The organism is Blautia hansenii, assembly GCF_013304445.1.
Taxonomy (GTDB): Bacteria; Bacillota; Clostridia; order Lachnospirales; family Lachnospiraceae; genus Blautia.
The window spans coordinates 181,444-197,166 of record NZ_JAAITA010000001.1 but is presented as its reverse complement, the minus strand read 5'-3'; the positions used below and the strand labels follow the sequence as shown (position 1 = coordinate 197,166).

15 protein-coding genes are annotated in these 15,723 nt (G+C 46.7%); all 15 read right to left on the bottom strand.

Annotated features, from left to right (window positions below):
- Positions 1–4 precede the first annotated feature (4 nt).
- Positions 5–436 carry a division/cell wall cluster transcriptional repressor MraZ gene (mraZ, locus tag G5A70_RS00910; RefSeq protein WP_173747499.1) on the bottom strand — a complete coding sequence of 144 codons (432 nt, stop codon included), beginning with the start codon at positions 434–436 and terminating at the stop codon, positions 5–7.
- Positions 437–681: 245 nt separating this feature from the next.
- Positions 682–852: an aspartyl-phosphate phosphatase Spo0E family protein gene (locus tag G5A70_RS00905; protein ID WP_173747247.1), complete on the bottom strand. Its 171-nt coding sequence runs from the start codon at positions 850–852 to the stop codon at positions 682–684.
- An 11-nt stretch (positions 853–863) separates the two neighbouring features.
- Entirely contained in the window at positions 864–1,961 is a 1,098-nt protein-coding gene (ychF, locus tag G5A70_RS00900; protein WP_173747246.1) for a redox-regulated ATPase YchF, read from the bottom strand.
- A gap of 33 nt (positions 1,962–1,994) precedes the next feature.
- Entirely contained in the window at positions 1,995–2,648 is a 654-nt protein-coding gene (locus G5A70_RS00895) for a thiamine diphosphokinase (protein WP_173747245.1), read from the bottom strand.
- Positions 2,648–3,304: a ribulose-phosphate 3-epimerase gene (gene rpe / locus G5A70_RS00890; protein ID WP_173747244.1), complete on the bottom strand. Its 657-nt coding sequence runs from the start codon at positions 3,302–3,304 to the stop codon at positions 2,648–2,650. Before rpe ends, G5A70_RS00895 begins: the two co-directional genes overlap by 1 nt.
- Positions 3,305–3,309: 5 nt before the next feature.
- Positions 3,310–4,188 carry a ribosome small subunit-dependent GTPase A gene (rsgA, locus tag G5A70_RS00885; RefSeq protein ID WP_173747243.1) on the bottom strand — a complete coding sequence of 293 codons (879 nt, stop codon included), beginning with the start codon at positions 4,186–4,188 and terminating at the stop codon, positions 3,310–3,312.
- A 150-nt stretch (positions 4,189–4,338) separates the two neighbouring features.
- Positions 4,339–6,558: a Stk1 family PASTA domain-containing Ser/Thr kinase gene (gene pknB / locus G5A70_RS00880; RefSeq protein ID WP_173747242.1), complete on the bottom strand. Its 2,220-nt coding sequence runs from the start codon at positions 6,556–6,558 to the stop codon at positions 4,339–4,341.
- The gene (locus G5A70_RS00875) at positions 6,552–7,295 is read right to left on the bottom strand and encodes a Stp1/IreP family PP2C-type Ser/Thr phosphatase (RefSeq protein WP_173747241.1); all 744 of its coding nucleotides are present in this window, start codon (positions 7,293–7,295) and stop codon (positions 6,552–6,554) included. The genes pknB and G5A70_RS00875 overlap by 7 nt, the downstream gene beginning before the upstream one ends.
- A gap of 1 nt (position 7,296) precedes the next feature.
- Positions 7,297–8,343, bottom strand: coding sequence for a 23S rRNA (adenine(2503)-C(2))-methyltransferase RlmN (gene rlmN / locus G5A70_RS00870; RefSeq protein ID WP_173747240.1), 1,047 nt, complete (start codon positions 8,341–8,343; stop codon positions 7,297–7,299).
- Positions 8,331–9,695: a 16S rRNA (cytosine(967)-C(5))-methyltransferase RsmB gene (rsmB, locus tag G5A70_RS00865; RefSeq protein WP_173747239.1), complete on the bottom strand. Its 1,365-nt coding sequence runs from the start codon at positions 9,693–9,695 to the stop codon at positions 8,331–8,333. Before rsmB ends, rlmN begins: the two co-directional genes overlap by 13 nt.
- 3 nt (positions 9,696–9,698) lie before the next feature.
- Positions 9,699–10,631, bottom strand: coding sequence for a methionyl-tRNA formyltransferase (fmt, locus tag G5A70_RS00860; protein WP_173747238.1), 933 nt, complete (start codon positions 10,629–10,631; stop codon positions 9,699–9,701).
- Entirely contained in the window at positions 10,628–11,107 is a 480-nt protein-coding gene (gene def, locus G5A70_RS00855) for a peptide deformylase (RefSeq protein WP_173747237.1), read from the bottom strand. The genes fmt and def overlap by 4 nt, the downstream gene beginning before the upstream one ends.
- A gap of 21 nt (positions 11,108–11,128) precedes the next feature.
- Entirely contained in the window at positions 11,129–13,360 is a 2,232-nt protein-coding gene (gene priA / locus G5A70_RS00850) for a replication restart helicase PriA (protein WP_173747236.1), read from the bottom strand.
- Entirely contained in the window at positions 13,357–14,829 is a 1,473-nt protein-coding gene (locus G5A70_RS00845) for a UDP-N-acetylmuramoyl-L-alanyl-D-glutamate--2,6-diaminopimelate ligase (RefSeq protein ID WP_173747235.1), read from the bottom strand. The genes priA and G5A70_RS00845 overlap by 4 nt, the downstream gene beginning before the upstream one ends.
- A gap of 107 nt (positions 14,830–14,936) precedes the next feature.
- On the bottom strand, positions 14,937–15,704 hold the full coding sequence (locus G5A70_RS00840) for a sugar phosphate isomerase/epimerase family protein (RefSeq protein WP_173747234.1): 768 nt from the start codon (positions 15,702–15,704) through the stop codon (positions 14,937–14,939).
- Positions 15,705–15,723 lie beyond the last annotated feature (19 nt).

Genomic DNA, 15,723 nt, shown 5'->3' with positions numbered 1-15,723 from the left:
ATACTCAGATAATAATGCCCATACTCTGCATACCCTCTGCAATGGCATCCATGTCCTCGTAATTGCTGTTTTCCAACCATTTTTCCTTACTCCAGACTTCAATCCTTGTAAGATTTCCAGTTAATACCACATCTTTGTTCAAACCGGCAAATTCCCGCAGCGTTGCCGGCACGAGAATTCTCCCCTGCTTGTCCAGTTCACATGCAGTTGCGCTGGCTACAAAGAAACGTAAGAAGGCTCTTGCATTTTTATCATTAAGCGGTAAAGCTTTCAGCTTTTCTTCAAAGGCTTTCCATTCATCATTGGGATAGATTGACAAACAGCCATCCAGACCCTTGGTCAGTACAAATTCTTCTCCCAGCTCTTCCCGGAACTTGGAGGGAATAATCATCCTTCCCTTTGCATCAATTGTATGACTGTACTCTCCCATGAACATATGAACGACACCTTCTTTCGTGAAGAAACGAATCTCCCCTTCGTCTCCTCCATGGTCCATACGGGGTACTTCTGCCACAAGCCACCCATTTACTACCACTTTTCACCACTTTCTACCACTTATGTGTTCATTCTATACCAAGAATGGGAAATGCGCAAGGGAGAACATATGTTTTTGTGCAAAAAAAGAAGAGAAAAAAGCCCGGAAAATCAAGGTTTTCCAGAAACTTCCATCTCTTCTTTCCCCTACTGCTTTACCATGCAACTCTGGGTATTCATTTGCATGTATTCTTCAATCAATCTGTCCAAAGACTGACTGATATCCAATATTTTTCCGAAACCGGCTTTGGTTTCAATGGCCGTATCAAGAGTTTTTCTTACTTCTTCAATTTTCTCTTTCAGTTCACTCTGGGTCATAGGCACCCTCCTTATACGTTGAAGCGGAATAAAATCACATCTCCGTCCTGCACCACGTACTCTTTTCCTTCCATGCGCACAAGACCTTTTTCTCTGGCTCCTGCATAAGAACCGCAGTCCAGAAGGTCCTGATAATTCACAACCTCCGCTTTGATAAATCCACGTTCAAAGTCTGTGTGTATTTTTCCTGCAGCCTGAGGCGCTTTGGTACCCACTTTAATGGTCCAGGCTCTTGTTTCATCCTCTCCTGCAGTCAGGAAACTTAAAAGTCCCAGCAGACGGTAGCTTGCTACTATCAGTTTCTCCAGACCGGACTGTTTAATTCCCAAATCTTCCAGAAATTCTTTCTTTTCGTCTTCTTCCAGTTCAGAGATTTCCTGTTCGATTTCTGCACACAGGGCAAAAACTTCGCTGCCTGTCTGAGAAGCATATTCTCTTACCTTCTGTACATGAGGATTGGAAGCCCCGTCGTCTGCCAGGTCATCCTCGGAAACATTGGCAGCATAGATAACCGGTTTCCAGGTAAGCAGGTTGTATTCCTTCATGTATAATTCCTGGTCTTCATCTTCCAGTTCCAGAGTTGCCGCAGGCTTTCCGTCTTCTAAATGGGCTTTTACTCCTTTCAGAAATTCCAGTTCTTTTGCCGCGTCTTTATCCATTCTGGCGGACTTGGTGGTCTTTGCAATTCTTCTCTCCAAAATTTCCAAATCAGAGAAAACCAGTTCCAGATTAATGGTTTCAATATCTCTTAACGGGTCGATAGAACCGTCTACATGTACCACGTTTTCATCTTCAAAGCAACGTACTACATGGACAATGGCGTCTACCTCACGAATATTGGCCAGAAACTGGTTTCCCAGACCTTCGCCTTTGGACGCTCCTTTTACCAGACCTGCAATATCTACAAACTCAATGACAGCCGGAGTTACTTTTTTAGACTGGTAAAAATCGCCCAAAAGCTTCAGTCTCTCGTCCGGAACTGCTACGATTCCCACGTTTGGGTCAATGGTACAGAAAGGGTAGTTTGCTGATTCTGCTCCTGCCTTTGTCAGAGAGTTAAACAATGTACTCTTTCCTACGTTGGGAAGTCCCACGATACCTAATTTCATAATAAAATCCTCACTTTACTTTTTGCTTTATCTTCAAATTTTGTCTTTTGACATAATCATTAAGACCTGTCCTTCTGAAAAGGTGACAGACGCTGTTTCTGCCTCTATTTCATTACTGATACCAATGCCGTCTGCATTATCCATGGTATAATCCGTCAGCGGATACTTAAATCCCCGCAAAGTCAGCCCCTTTACACAGTCTCCCATGGAAAAAAAGGAAATATACGTTCCGAACTGCTCCGCTTTTTTCAATTCTGCGGATCGGGAAAGCAGAGTAATTGCATTCTGTTCATCCAGAATCCATGCCTGACAGTTCCGCCTGGAAGCCGTAATCAAAGTTTTCAGGTTTCCCATATAGTGGTCTAACCTTCCTCCCGTAGCGCCCAGAAGAAAAATCCGGTCACTGCCTGCCTTGAAAGCCAGTTCCATGCCGATAGCCGTGTCTGTGGCATCCTTTTCCGGCTGATACCGTTTCACGGAAACATCCGGCTGACTTTCATAATAAGCCAGCACTTCTTTGTCAATGCTGTCGAAGTCTCCCAGAATATAGTCGGGCCGGATATGATTTCTATAGCAGAAATTCAGTCCCCGGTCAATTCCGATAACGCAGTCGGGATGCATGTGTTCTATAACGTTTCGTGCAAACTCCTCCTGCAAACAGCCGCCGCACACTAAAACCGTATCCATTACCCGTTCATCATTCCTTTCAGTTCTTTTACATTGGCTGCAATGTCTCCCTTAAAGACGGCAGAACCTGCCACAATTACATTGGCCCCTGCCTCCAGAACTTCTGAAATAGTGTCTCTGTTTATACCTCCGTCTACCTGAATGTCCAGTTCCAGACCTCTCTTTTCAGCCTCCTGCCGTACCTGACGCACCTTTTCGCTGCAGTAGGGAAGATAAGACTGTCCCCCAAAGCCGGGATTTACCGTCATAATCAGTACCATGTCTGCCAGCTCTATAGCATGCTCCAGCACATTTACAGGCGTTGCCGGATTAATGGCTACTCCTGCCCGACAGCCTTTCTCCTGAATCAGCCGTAAAGTTCTGTCCAGATGGGGGCAGGTCTCTGCGTGTACAGTAATCATATCTGCACCTGCTTTTATAAAGTCATCCACGAGGTGGGTGGGGTCCAAAGCCATGATATGCACATCAAAAAACATATCTACAGCCTTTCTAAGAGATTCTATAACCGGAATCCCCATGGAAATAGACGGTACAAACTGCCCGTCCATGACATCAATGTGAAGCCAGTCTGCGCCTGCTTCCTGTGCCTTTTTTATATCTGCGCCCAGATTGACAAAATCTGCCGCCAGAATGGATGGTGATAATTTATATTCCACGCCTCCTAATACCTCCTTTTTTCTTCCAGTTCTCTATACATTTCCAGGTAGTTCCCATATCGCTGCTTTCCTATTTTCTCCTGCTCCAATGCTTCCTTCACCGCACAGCCCGGCTCATGGGTGTGGGTACAGCCTTGAAAACGGCACTGTCCTTCATAGGGCTGAAATTCCGGGAAATAATACCGCAGTTCTTCCTTTTCCATATCTTCCACATAGAAAGAGGTAAAACCCGGTGTATCCATGAGATACGTATGTTCTCCCAACGCAATCAACTGAGAGTGTCTGGTGGTATGTCGTCCCCGCCCCAGTTTTTTGCTGATTTCCCCCGTTTCCATCTCAATCCCCGGCGCCAGCAGATTCGTCAGCGAAGACTTGCCCACACCGGAGGGACCCGCCACAGCCGTGGTCTTTCCTTTCAGACGTTCTTTTAAGGTTTCAATGCCTTCTTTTTGGCTGGCGCTGGTAAAGAGCACCTCATAACCACAGGCTTCATAACATTCCCGGATTTGCTGTGTTTCTGCTTCTTCTGCCAAATCCTGCTTGTTTATGCAAATCATCACCGGAATATCCTGCCGCTCCATCGTCACCAGAAAGCGGTCCAACAGTGAGAAATTCGGCCCCGGCTCCTTTGCCGCAAAAATCACCAGCGCCTGGTCAATATTTGCCACAGCCGGACGAATCAGTGTATTTTTCCTTGGCAGCACAGCCGTAATACTGCCAGTCCTGTGTTCCCGGTCCAGCACCTCGATTTCCACATAATCTCCTACTAAGGGCTTTAGTTTTTCCTTGCGGAAAATCCCTTTTGCTTTACATTCATACGTTTCTGTATCTTCTGCCGCAATATAATAAAATCCGGCAATTCCTTTTACGATTCTTCCCTGCATGTAACCTACCTTATATTTTTACAACTTTTTATTTATATCACATAATCTGCATACTGTAAATATTATATACTCTTTGAAATTCAAAGGCAAGAAAAAAGAATACCCCTTTTGACGGTCTTCCTGTCAAAAGGAGTATTCTCTGTATTTTCTTTATTCTACTTCTGAAAACTTCAGTTCATAAGACCACAAAGTCTGGTAACTTCCGTCTTCCTGTTGCTCCGCCAGATACAGCGTTCCGCTTTCCACCCCGTCTTTTCCTACAATGCTTCCCACGGAATAATAGCCGCCATTGGAATCAAAATCTATAGGGGATCCTTCCATAATAACGGTACCGCCTTCCTCCTGGTCACCGTCACCATCCTGTACCAAACGAAGCTGTACATTGCCTCCCTGGTAGTTGTCCGGCTTTTTCAGTTTCGGCTCAATAGCTGCCCACTGTCCTGCCTCTACTTTGGTTCCGTCTGTGGTTGTTCCAGTGGAAGAAGAAGCTCCTTCTGTACGAACTTTAATGGTAATGGTAGTTCCCTCTTCTACGCGGTTTCCTGCCTTCGGTGTCTGTGCATACACTTCGCCATAAGCCACATTGGCATCTTCACTGTCGCTTTTTTCCACTTCTACAATCAAGCCCTGGGCTATCAGAGTTGCTTCTGCCTCTGACGCCTCAATTCCCCGTACATTCGGTACTGCTACCATCTTGTCACCTTCACCGGTGCTGACGGTAATTACAACTTCTGTGTCCTTTGCCACAGAAGTTCCTTCTCCCGGATTCAGAGAAATAACTTTTCCCACTTCCACACTGGAACTCTGCTGCTTCTCTACATTGATTTTCAACCCTAAATCCTGCAAAGTAGACTGTACAGAACTCAAAGATTCTCCAACCAGTCCGGATGGAATGGTCACATTAGTGTCTTCTTCCGCCTTTCCGGTGCTGACATAGTAAACCACCTGTGTGTTTTTGTCCACCTGGGTTCCGGCTGCGGGCTCTGTTCTGGTAATCAGCCCTTCTGCTACAGTATCAGAAGCTTCTTCTCCGCCTTTTTTCTTGCCGAGATTCTGGGCATTTAATTCTGTTCCAGCCTCTTCCTCTGTCTTACCTGTCAAATCCGGAACCGTCACTTTGTTTACCGTTTCGTCTGTGGCATCCTGTGCCTGTTCCTTCTGTGTATCTGCGTCATTGTCCTTCTTACTGCCCAGACTTACCAGTCCTGCTGCAGAAGCTACCATGTAAATCAGAATACAGATGATAATACCGCCGATAATCAGTCCACCGATGGTCATGGCTTTTTCCAGCTTGGTATTCACACCGCCGCGTTCGTCATCATCCTCTTCATCTTCTTCGTCATCCTCGTCTTCTTCATCTCTGCGGCGACGCTTCTTCTTTGAGGGCTTTTCGTAGATTTCCTCATCGTCATCATCCTCATCATCGTCGTCTTCTTCATAGAAAGAAGAGGTGTTATATCCGCCGTTTTGAATCTGCTTCATTTCCTCCGGTGTAATCATAATGGTCTGTGCATGATTGCTCAGAGGCGACAGATTGACAAAGCTTCCGTTGGGGTCAATGAGAGAATGTTTCAAATCATTAATCAGTTCAGCCAGGGTGCTGTATCGCCTGTCCGGACTCTTCTGGGTACATTTCAGGATAATCTCTTCCAGACTGTGGGGAAGTTCCGGCACATACTGGGAAGGAGGTACCATTTCGTCCTGCAGATGCTTAATGGCAATGGCCACTGTGGTATCCCCGTCAAAGGGCACTCTTCCGGTTACCATTTCATACATGGTAATACCCAGAGAATAAATATCACTCTTAAAGTCGCTGTATCCGCCCCGTACCTGCTCCGGTGAACTGTAGTGTACAGAACCCATGGCATTGGTGCTGATTGTATTGGAAGAAGCAACTCTGGCAATACCGAAATCCGTTACCTTTACTTTTCCGTCTGTTGAAATAATAATGTTCTGAGGCTTAATGTCCCGGTGTACGATGTTCCGGTTGTGCGCAGCCTCCAGACCCATGGATACCTGAATGGCAATACTGGTCGCTTCTTTAACCGTCAGTCTTCCCTTTTTGGAAATATACTCTTTTAAGGTAATTCCCTCAATCAGTTCCATTACAATGTAATTAATGCCCTGGTCCTCCCCTACATCAAACACATTCACTACATTGGGGTGTGCCAAACCTGCTGCTGCCTGGGCCTCTCTTTGAAATTTCCGGATAAAATTCGTATCTGCGCTGAACTCCGGTTTCAGCACCTTCATAGCGACAAAGCGGTTGAGCTTATGGTCTTTTGCCTTATATACATCGGCCATACCGCCGGAGCCTACACAGCCGACAATCTCATACCGCTCGCCTACAATTACTCCCATATTTAACATACTTCCACCTCTTTTGTGTCTGGCTGTACCAGTACCACTGCTATATTATCTTTACCGCCGTTTTCATTTGCAAGGGAAACCAGGCGCATGCCCGTCTCTCTCAAATCCCTGCTTGTATTTGCAATTCTCCAGATATCATCATCGGAAACCATATTGGACAATCCATCCGAGCAAAGCAGCAAAGTGCTGTTTTCCTTTAAGTGAATATCAAAGAAATCCACTTCCACTTCCGGACCGATTCCCAGCACACGGGTAATAATGTTCTTATCCGGGTGCGTCTTGGCCTCCTCCTTTGTAATTAATCCCCTTCTCACCATCTCCTCTACCAGAGAATGGTCTTTTGTAATCTGAAGAATCTTGTCTTCGATTAAATATAGTCTGCTGTCTCCCACATTTGCTACATACGCATAATCGTCAACGATAGTTACAAGAACCATGGTGGTTCCCATGCCCTCCATCTCCGCATGCTGTTTCGCCTCTTCGAGAACTTTTCGATTTGCTTCTTCCACGGCATTGCGGATAATTTTAATCGGATTTTGATTTTCGTCCTCCAAAATGGTATGCAGTAAAATCTGCACCGCAAAGCTGGAAGCAAAATCTCCCGCCTTATGGCCTCCCATACCATCTGCAACCACGAAGAGATTCGGCAGATTTCCAACCGGTTCCTCAGAAGCAAAAACATAGTCCTGATTCACCTGACGTTTCTGTCCCACATCCGTTACAGAATATGATTTCATCCTACGAGTCCTCTTTCTTATCGATATAACTTTTCCTTAGTTGTCCACAGGCACCATCAATATCTCTGCCCATTTCCCTTCTAATAGTAACATTTATTTGGTATTTTTCAAGTTTATTTTGAAAATTCTCTATAACTTTTTTCTCTGACTGCACGAAATCCCGCTCTTTAATGGGGTTTACGGGAATGAGATTCACATGGCAGTTCAGCCCCCGAATCAGCTCTGCCAGCTCCCTTGCATCCTCCTGGGAATCATTCTTTCCGCCTACCAGACTGTACTCAAAAGTCAGTCTTCTGCCTGTTTTCTCAAAATAATTCCGACAGGCCTCCAGCACTTCTCCAATAGAATACCGATTGGCAATGGGCATCAGTTCCGCCCTTTTCTCCTGATTGGACGCATGAAGAGAAATGGCCAGGGTAATCTGCAGATTTTCCTCTGCCAGATCATACATCCGGGGCACAATGCCGCAGGTGGACACCGTGATATTTCTCTGGCTGATATGCAGCCCGTTTTCGTCCGAAAGCATACGGATAAATCTCAAAAGATTCTCGTAATTATCCAAAGGCTCTCCGGTTCCCATGACCACTACGTTTGACACCCGTTCCCCGGAAATCTGCTGTATCCGGTAAATCTGGTCCAACATTTCCGAAGGCAGCAGATTTCTGGTCCAGCCTCCAATGGCAGAAGCGCAGAACCGGCAGCCCATTTTACAGCCTACCTGAGAGGAAATGCACACGCTGTTGCCGTGCTTGTATTTCATCAGCACACTTTCCACAACATTCCCGTCAGAGAGGGCAAAAAGATATTTCTGGGTACCGTCCATTTTGGATGTCTGCACCTCCAAAGGCTCCAGCGCAGTCAGTACGCACTGCTGTTTCAGCTTTTCCCGAAAGGCCTTGGACAGATTGGTCATCTCCTCAAAATCCACGGCCAGTTTCTGGTGTATCCACTCATAGAGTTGTTTCGCCCTGAAAGGCTTTTCTCCCAGTGCTGCCACGGTTTCCTTTAATTCCTTCAGACTTTGTGATTTAATTTCTATCTGTTCCATTCTGTTTTCCTCTTCAATCTGGCTATAAAGAACCCGTCGCAGTGATGAATCCCCGGAAGCAGCTGCAGATAGCCTTCTTTTGTAGTTTCTCCCCTAAGCTCCTCACACAGATACGGGTCCAGACTTTCCAGTTCATAGGGATAATGCTCTGTAAACCACCGCACGTTTTCTATATTTTCTTCTGGGGTAACGGTACAGGTACTGTAAATCAGGGTACCACCCGGCTTCACATAAGTAGAGGCCTGTTCCAGAATTTTCCGCTGCAGGGCAGCCAGTTCCTGAATACCTGCCTGGCTGATGTTGTATTTAATGTCCGTCTTTCTTCCGATAACCCCAAGACCGGAGCATGGAACGTCTGCAAGAAGAATGTCCGCCTTTTCCAGAGCTTCCGAATCCAGTTCTGTGGCGTCTTTTTCAGTCACCACCACATTGAGGAAATTCTGACGGATAGCGTTTTCCCGAATCAAGTCCGTCTTGGTTCTGCTGATATCCCTGGCGTCCACCCTCCCGGTGCCTTTTAACTTATCCGCGATGCACAGACTCTTTCCTCCCGGCGCCGCGCACAAATCTATCACATAATCCCCCTCCCTGGGGTCTGCAATCTCTGCAACCAGCATGGAACTGACATCCTGTACCTGGATATTTCCCATACGGAACGCCTCTAAGGCAGGAAGATAATCATAATTTTTCAGATAATAGGCATTTTCTACATAAGGCGCCTTTTCTACAAGAACTTTCTGTTTTTCCAGGCTCTCCAGCACCGCCTGCTTATCCACCAGATGTTCTCTTATACGGATAGTGGTAGGACTCTCCTCTAAAAAAGCCTCAAAAATTTTTTCAGACTTTTCAAATCCGTAGTCCTTCAGAAAGCGTTCTACCAGCCATATCGGCATAGAATACATCACAGAGAGGTATTCCACGGGCTGACTCTTCTGCGGGAACCGAATACTGCCGTATTCTCTGGCTACCTTTCTTAACACACCGTTTACAAAACCGGTAAGGTTGTAAAAACCTTTTTTTCTGGCCAGCTTCACAGCTTCATTGCACACTGCGCTGTCCGGTACACTGTCCATATACAGCATCTGATACACACCGCTTCGCAAAAGTTCCCGGATAACCGGCTTCATCTTCTCTGTGGGAACAGTAGAATACCGGTTCAGAATATAGTCCAGACGCAGACGGTATTCCAGAGTGCCTTCACAGACTCTGGTAATGAAAGCCCTCTCCTGCTTTTCCAGATACTGATATTTTTCCAGCGTTCCCCGTATTATCAGATGACTGTGCCGTTCCCCTTTGCTGATTTCCAGAAGAATTTCCAGAATCAATTCTCTTAAGTTTACTTTGTTCATCATAATTTATCCTAAAACCTCATGTTCCGAAACCGAAAAGCCCCGCAGGAAAGAAGAAGTGTCCATGCGCTTCCTGCCCTCCAGCTGCAGCTCCTTTACTGCCAGGCTGCCTTTGCCGGTCTGAATAAGCAGGGCGTCTTCTTCGATTCCCACAACCTGTCCCGGCTGAGTTCCAAAGCTTTCCTCTCTGACCTCTGACTTCCAGATTTTCAGTGTTTTTCCCTGCAGCTTTGTATATGCGCTGGGCCAGGGATTCAATCCCCGGATAAGCTGCTCAATTTCCTTTGCAGGCTTTCTCCAGTCAATGTTTCCCATTTTCTTGTCAATCATGGCAGCATATGGCGTAGTGCTCTCTTTCGGCTGCTTTTCTCTTACGGCGGTGCCGTTTTCTAACTGTTCCAATACTTCTGTACAGAGTTTGGCTCCTGCCTGGCTTAATTTATCAAACAGGCTGCCTCCGGTTTCATCCGCTGCAATGGGAACTACAACTTTGTCTATCATGTCTCCCGTATCCAGCCCCTCGTCCATCTGCATAATGGTAACGCCGGATTCTTTATCTCCGTTAATCACGGACCACTGAATGGGCGCTGCCCCTCGGTAGGCAGGAAGAAGAGAAGCGTGTACATTGATACAGCCGTATTTTGGCATTTCCAGGATTTCCTTTGTAATAATCTGTCCAAAGGCCGCCACTACAATTACATCCGGAGCGATTTTCCTTAACGTTTCCACAAATTCCGCTTCCCGCACTTTTTTCGGCTGGTAAACAGGAATTTCGTGTTTTAACGCCACTTCCTTCACCGGTGTGGGCATCAGGGTTTTCCCTCTGCCCTTTGGCTTATCCGGCTGTGTCACTACCCCGGCTACTTCGTGTCCGGCTTTGATGATTTCCTCCAGAGTTCCCACTGCGAAATCCGGAGTTCCCATAAAAACTACTCTCATTCGTCGTCCTCCTCATAACTCGTGCGGTGAAGTTCACCCTCTACCAGTTCTGTATACAGTCTGCCATGGAGATGGTCTGTCTCATGACAGATAGCTCTGGCCAGCAGTTCCTCTCCCTCTAAGATATATTCCTCCATGTTTTCGTCCAAGGCTCTTACTTTTACATGGTTTGGACGTGTGACCGTTCCGGACATACCCGGAACGCTTAAGCAGCCCTCATCTCCTGTCTGGGAACCGGAAGTCTCTATAATTTCCGGGTTAATCAGCACCAATGGGTCTTCCCCTGTGGTGTCAATGACTACAATCTGCTTTAAAACTCCTACCTGAGGGGCTGCCAGTCCTACGCCGTAAGCCTCGTACATAGTGTCAAACATATCATCAATGAGTTCCTGGATTTTCGGTGTCATTTTCTCTACTTTTCTACATTCCTTTGTTAAAATGCTGTCGCCTTCTGTTCTGATTTTTCTGATTGCCATTTCTATTCTCCTTTGGATTTTCTAAACGTTAAAATCAAATTGTATATAAATATTCTGAAAGCCTTTATTGACCGCAATATATTTTTCCAGAGCGTCTTTTAGTTTTACCAGAATTTCCCGGTCCTTGTGGCGCATATAAAGCACCATTTTGTAATAATCCTGCACCTTCGATACCGTTTCCGGCGCCGGTCCGATGAGAACCAAATCTTCTTTTGGATAGATACGCTTTACGTATTTCCGGCAGTAAGACATGGCCTCTTTTAAAAGGGCTTCGTCTGTACAGGCTCCTCTGACGGCCGCCATAGCCGCTGCAGGCGGATAATCCATAAGCATCCGGTAACGGATTTCCTGCTGGTAAAAGTCCTCATAATTCTGAGTCTGTGCTGCCAGAATACTGTAGTGTTCCGGATGGTACGTCTGAATCACCGCTTCTCCGGCCCGCTGTCCTCTGCCAGCCCTTCCCACAGCCTGCAAAAGCAGCTGGAATGTCTTTTCTGCTGCCCGGTAGTCCTCGCTGCACAGGGATAAATCTGCTGCAAGAGCCCCCACCAGAGTCACATTGGGGAAATCATGACCTTTTACAATCATCTGCGTGCCAATTAAGATATCCGCTTCCCCTCTGGCAAACGCAGCCAGAATCTTTTCATGGTCATCTTTCTTCTTTGTGGTGTCCGCATCCATGCGCAGCACCCCGGCTCCCGGAAAACTTTTCTGCAAAAGAACTTCTATCTGCTGGGTTCCTGCCTTAAAGCCGCCGATATAGGGCGAACCGCACACCGGACACTTGCTCACATCCCAGGTTTCGTAACCGCAGTAATGGCAGATAAGCCTTCCATTTCTGTGGGAGGTCAAAGAGACATCACAGTGAGGACATTTCATCACATGTCCGCAAGAACGGCAGCTGACAAATCCCGTATATCCTCTCCGGTTGAGAAACAGCATGACCTGTTCCTTCCTCTGCAGTCTGTCCCGGATTTTTTCTGTCAGAACACTGCTGAACATGGAACGGTTTCCCGTCTTTAATTCTTCCTTTAAATCCACCACAAAAACCTGGGGAAGCCGGCTGCCGCCGTAACGCTCTTCCAGATACAAGAGTTTATATTCTCCTGTCTTTCCCTTATAATAGCTTTCCACACTGGGAGAAGCCGACCCCAGCACCACATGGGCGCCTTCCATTTCCCCCCGGCGGATTGCCGTTTCCCTGGCATGGTAACAAGGTGTCTTCTCACTTTTATAGGAATCTTCGTGTTCTTCATCGATAAGAATCAGGCCCAGATTGGGAAAGGGCGTAAACAGGGCGGAACGGGGACCGATGACAATGGAAACCTCCCCTTTTTTCGCCCTTTCAAACTGGTCAAAACGCTCCCCTTTGGAAAGCCGGGAATTTATCAGAGACACACAGTCGCCAAAGCGCCGATAAAACCGGGACACATTCTGATAGGTCAGGGCAATTTCCGGAATCAGCACAATGACCTGCTGTCCTTGTTCCAACACATGGGTAATGAGTTCCATGTAAACTTCCGTTTTTCCGCTTCCCGTCACCCCTTTTATGAGACAGGGACGGGGATGTTCCGTTTCCCATTCTGCAAAAATTTCCCTGCACACCTCTTTCTGCGCCGGGCTCAGAGGAGAGATTTCCAGATTTTTTCTGTCTTCCCCTTTGAAAACCGGATTTCTATAATCCCGCTCCCGCTCTATCTTAAGAAGGCCTTTTTCCTCCAGTCCCCGTATAACTGAAGCCGTAATTTTCAATTCTGCCGCAGCATAGGTGTATTCCAGTGTTTTCTTTTCCATTAATGCCTGCAAAAGCCGTTCTTTTGCTTTGTAATGTTTTCTCCTGTACTCTTCCAGAAAAGGTATACAAGCCTCTTCCGGCGCTGCCAGACAAAGGTATCTCTTCTCCTTTGCCGTTTCTTTTTCCTTGACGGGAAGAACGGTTTTTAATGCCTGATTCATGGTAGAGCCGTACTGCCGGGCAATCCATCCTGCCAGGGAAATGAGGCGGGATTCAATTTCCATGCCCCGGTCTTCCACAGCCAGAATTGCTTTGATTCTGTCCGGCTCGATTTTGGGTTCTTCGGAAAGTCCGATGACATAACCTGTCAGCTCTCTTCCCCCGTTTCCAAAGGGAATCCGCACCCGCTTTCCGATTTCCACCTGTCCCTGCAGTTCTTCCGGTATTTCATACTGGAAACTTTTGTCCAGCTTCTCCTGGGAAATGTCTACGATAATATCTGCATAAATCCTGCTCATTTATTTTTTCTGTCTTCTTCCAGAATTTCCTGTATCAGCACACGCTCATCCATAGGATATTTCTTGCCTTTTATTTCCTGGTAATCCTCATGGCCTTTTCCGGCCAGCACCACAATATCCCCCGGCTGTCCGTGGTGAATGGCATAGGCAATGGCTTCCTTCCGGTCAATGATTTCCACATACTCTCCTGTGGTTTTGCCAATGCCCACCTTAATATCGTTGATGATTTCCTGAGGGTCTTCGTCTCTTGGATTGTCAGAGGTAATAATGGTAAGGTCTGCCAGTTTCCCGGACACCTCTCCCATTTCATATCTGCGCAGCTTCGAACGGTTGCCTCCGCAGCCAAAAAGACATACCAGACGGTTTGGCCGGTATTCTTTCAGTGTCACCAGAAGACTTTCCAGACTCATGGCATTGTGTGCATAATCAATCATCAGAGTAAACGCATCGGAAACCTTCACCATTTCAATTCTGCCTTTTACCTTTGCGTTTTTCAGGGCTTTCTGAATGTTTTCTTTGGAAACACCGAAATGACGGCAGACAGCAATGGCAGTCAGCGAATTGTACACACTGAATTTACCCGGCAGGTCGATTTCCACCGGAAAATCCAGAAGTCCCTTTAAGTCATAAGCAATGCCAAGAGTTCCCTTGCCCGTTACCAGTCTGGTGTTCTCCGCTCTCAAATCCGCCTTTTCGGAAAAACCAAAGGTTTCCACCTGACAGGTATGACCTTCTAAAATCTGGGCTAAATGCGGGTCATCTCCATTAAAAATGCCTACCTTGCACTGTTGGAACAAAAGAGATTTGCAGTGCATATAATCTTCAAAATCCTTGTGCTCATTGGGCCCGATATGGTCTGGCTCAATGTTCGTGAAAATACCGATATCAAAGGTAAATCCTGCGGTGCGGTGCAGCATCAGTCCCTGGGAGGAAACCTCCATGACCACACTGTCACAGCCCGCCTCTGCCATTTTTGCAAAGTATTCCTGCACCAGATAGGATTCGGGTGTAGTATTGGCAGAAGGAATGCGGGTGTCTCCAATAACGGTTTCTATGGTTCCGATAAGCCCGGTCTTATGTCCCGCATTTTCCAGAATGGATTTTACGAGATATGTTGTGGTGGTCTTTCCCTTCGTACCTGTAATTCCTATGGTTTTCAGCTTTGCGGCCGGGTAATCAAACCAGGCTGCCGCAATACAGGCCATGGCATAACGGCTGTCTTTTACCCGGATAACCGTCACATCCTTTGGCACATCTACTTCGTCCTGCACCACCAGTACCGCAGCGCCTTTTTCCGCAACGGAAGCTGCATAGCTGTGTCCGTCTGACACTGCCCCCTTAATACAGAGAAACAGCGACCCCGGCTCTGCCTTTCTGGAATCATATACCACGCTGGTGATTTCTTTATCTGTTGTACCCTGGAGACATTGGTACTCCACATGTTCCAGTAAGTCTGTTAATTTCTTCATGTTTACATTCCCCTTTCGATTCTGTCGGGTAATTTTTTGTCTTACTATTTAGGATAACATAAAAACAGGCAAAGGGGCAAGCCCTTCGCCTGTTTCTAACTGCATATTTATAGATTTTTCAGATTTTGGAAAATGCCTTTTTTAATCCGTGCATAGGACTTTAAAACAGCCTCCTTTGTACTGCACTCAATGGTGTAGGTCATCTCTTTTCTTTCCCTAAGAGCGTCCCAAATACTGTCCCAGGGAATCTTGCCTTCTCCCACAGCCAGATGAGCATCCCTGTCTCCGCAATTATCATGCACGTGCACATGTGTCATGTTCTCTTTTAGATTGTGGCACCACTCCCGTACCGAAATTTCGGAATAGCGGTTGGCATGTCCCACATCCAGACATAAGTGAAAGTTCTCCTTTCCCACCCTCTGCACCATATCCTTTAAAGGTTTCCAGGTTCTGTCAAAGACATTTTCCACAACCACGTCTATGTCTCTTCTGTCTTCCAGAAACTCCCCGAAAAAATCTGCCATTCGCTCTGCCCAGCCAATGAGCAAGTAAGCGTCCGGATACAGACCGGAATGGTACACGATTTTCTCTGCTCCCAGTTCTCTTGCTGCCTCATACGCCTGGGCAAAACGCAGTTTCGTGACTCTGGCAATCCCACTGTCATAAGTCATGGGGTTTAAGTCCAGAAAAGGACCGTGCAAGGTCAGCCTGTCTGCACCCATAAAAGCCAGCCGCTTTTTATAGGAAGCAATGTGTGCGGATAAGGAATCCAGATTTTCGGAAATGGAAAATTCAATGCTTTCCACTCCTGCCCCGGTTTGAGCGATTACTTCCTGCATTTCTTCATCTGGTAAAAGATGGCTGATATAAATCATGGCTCTGCCTCCTGTCTTC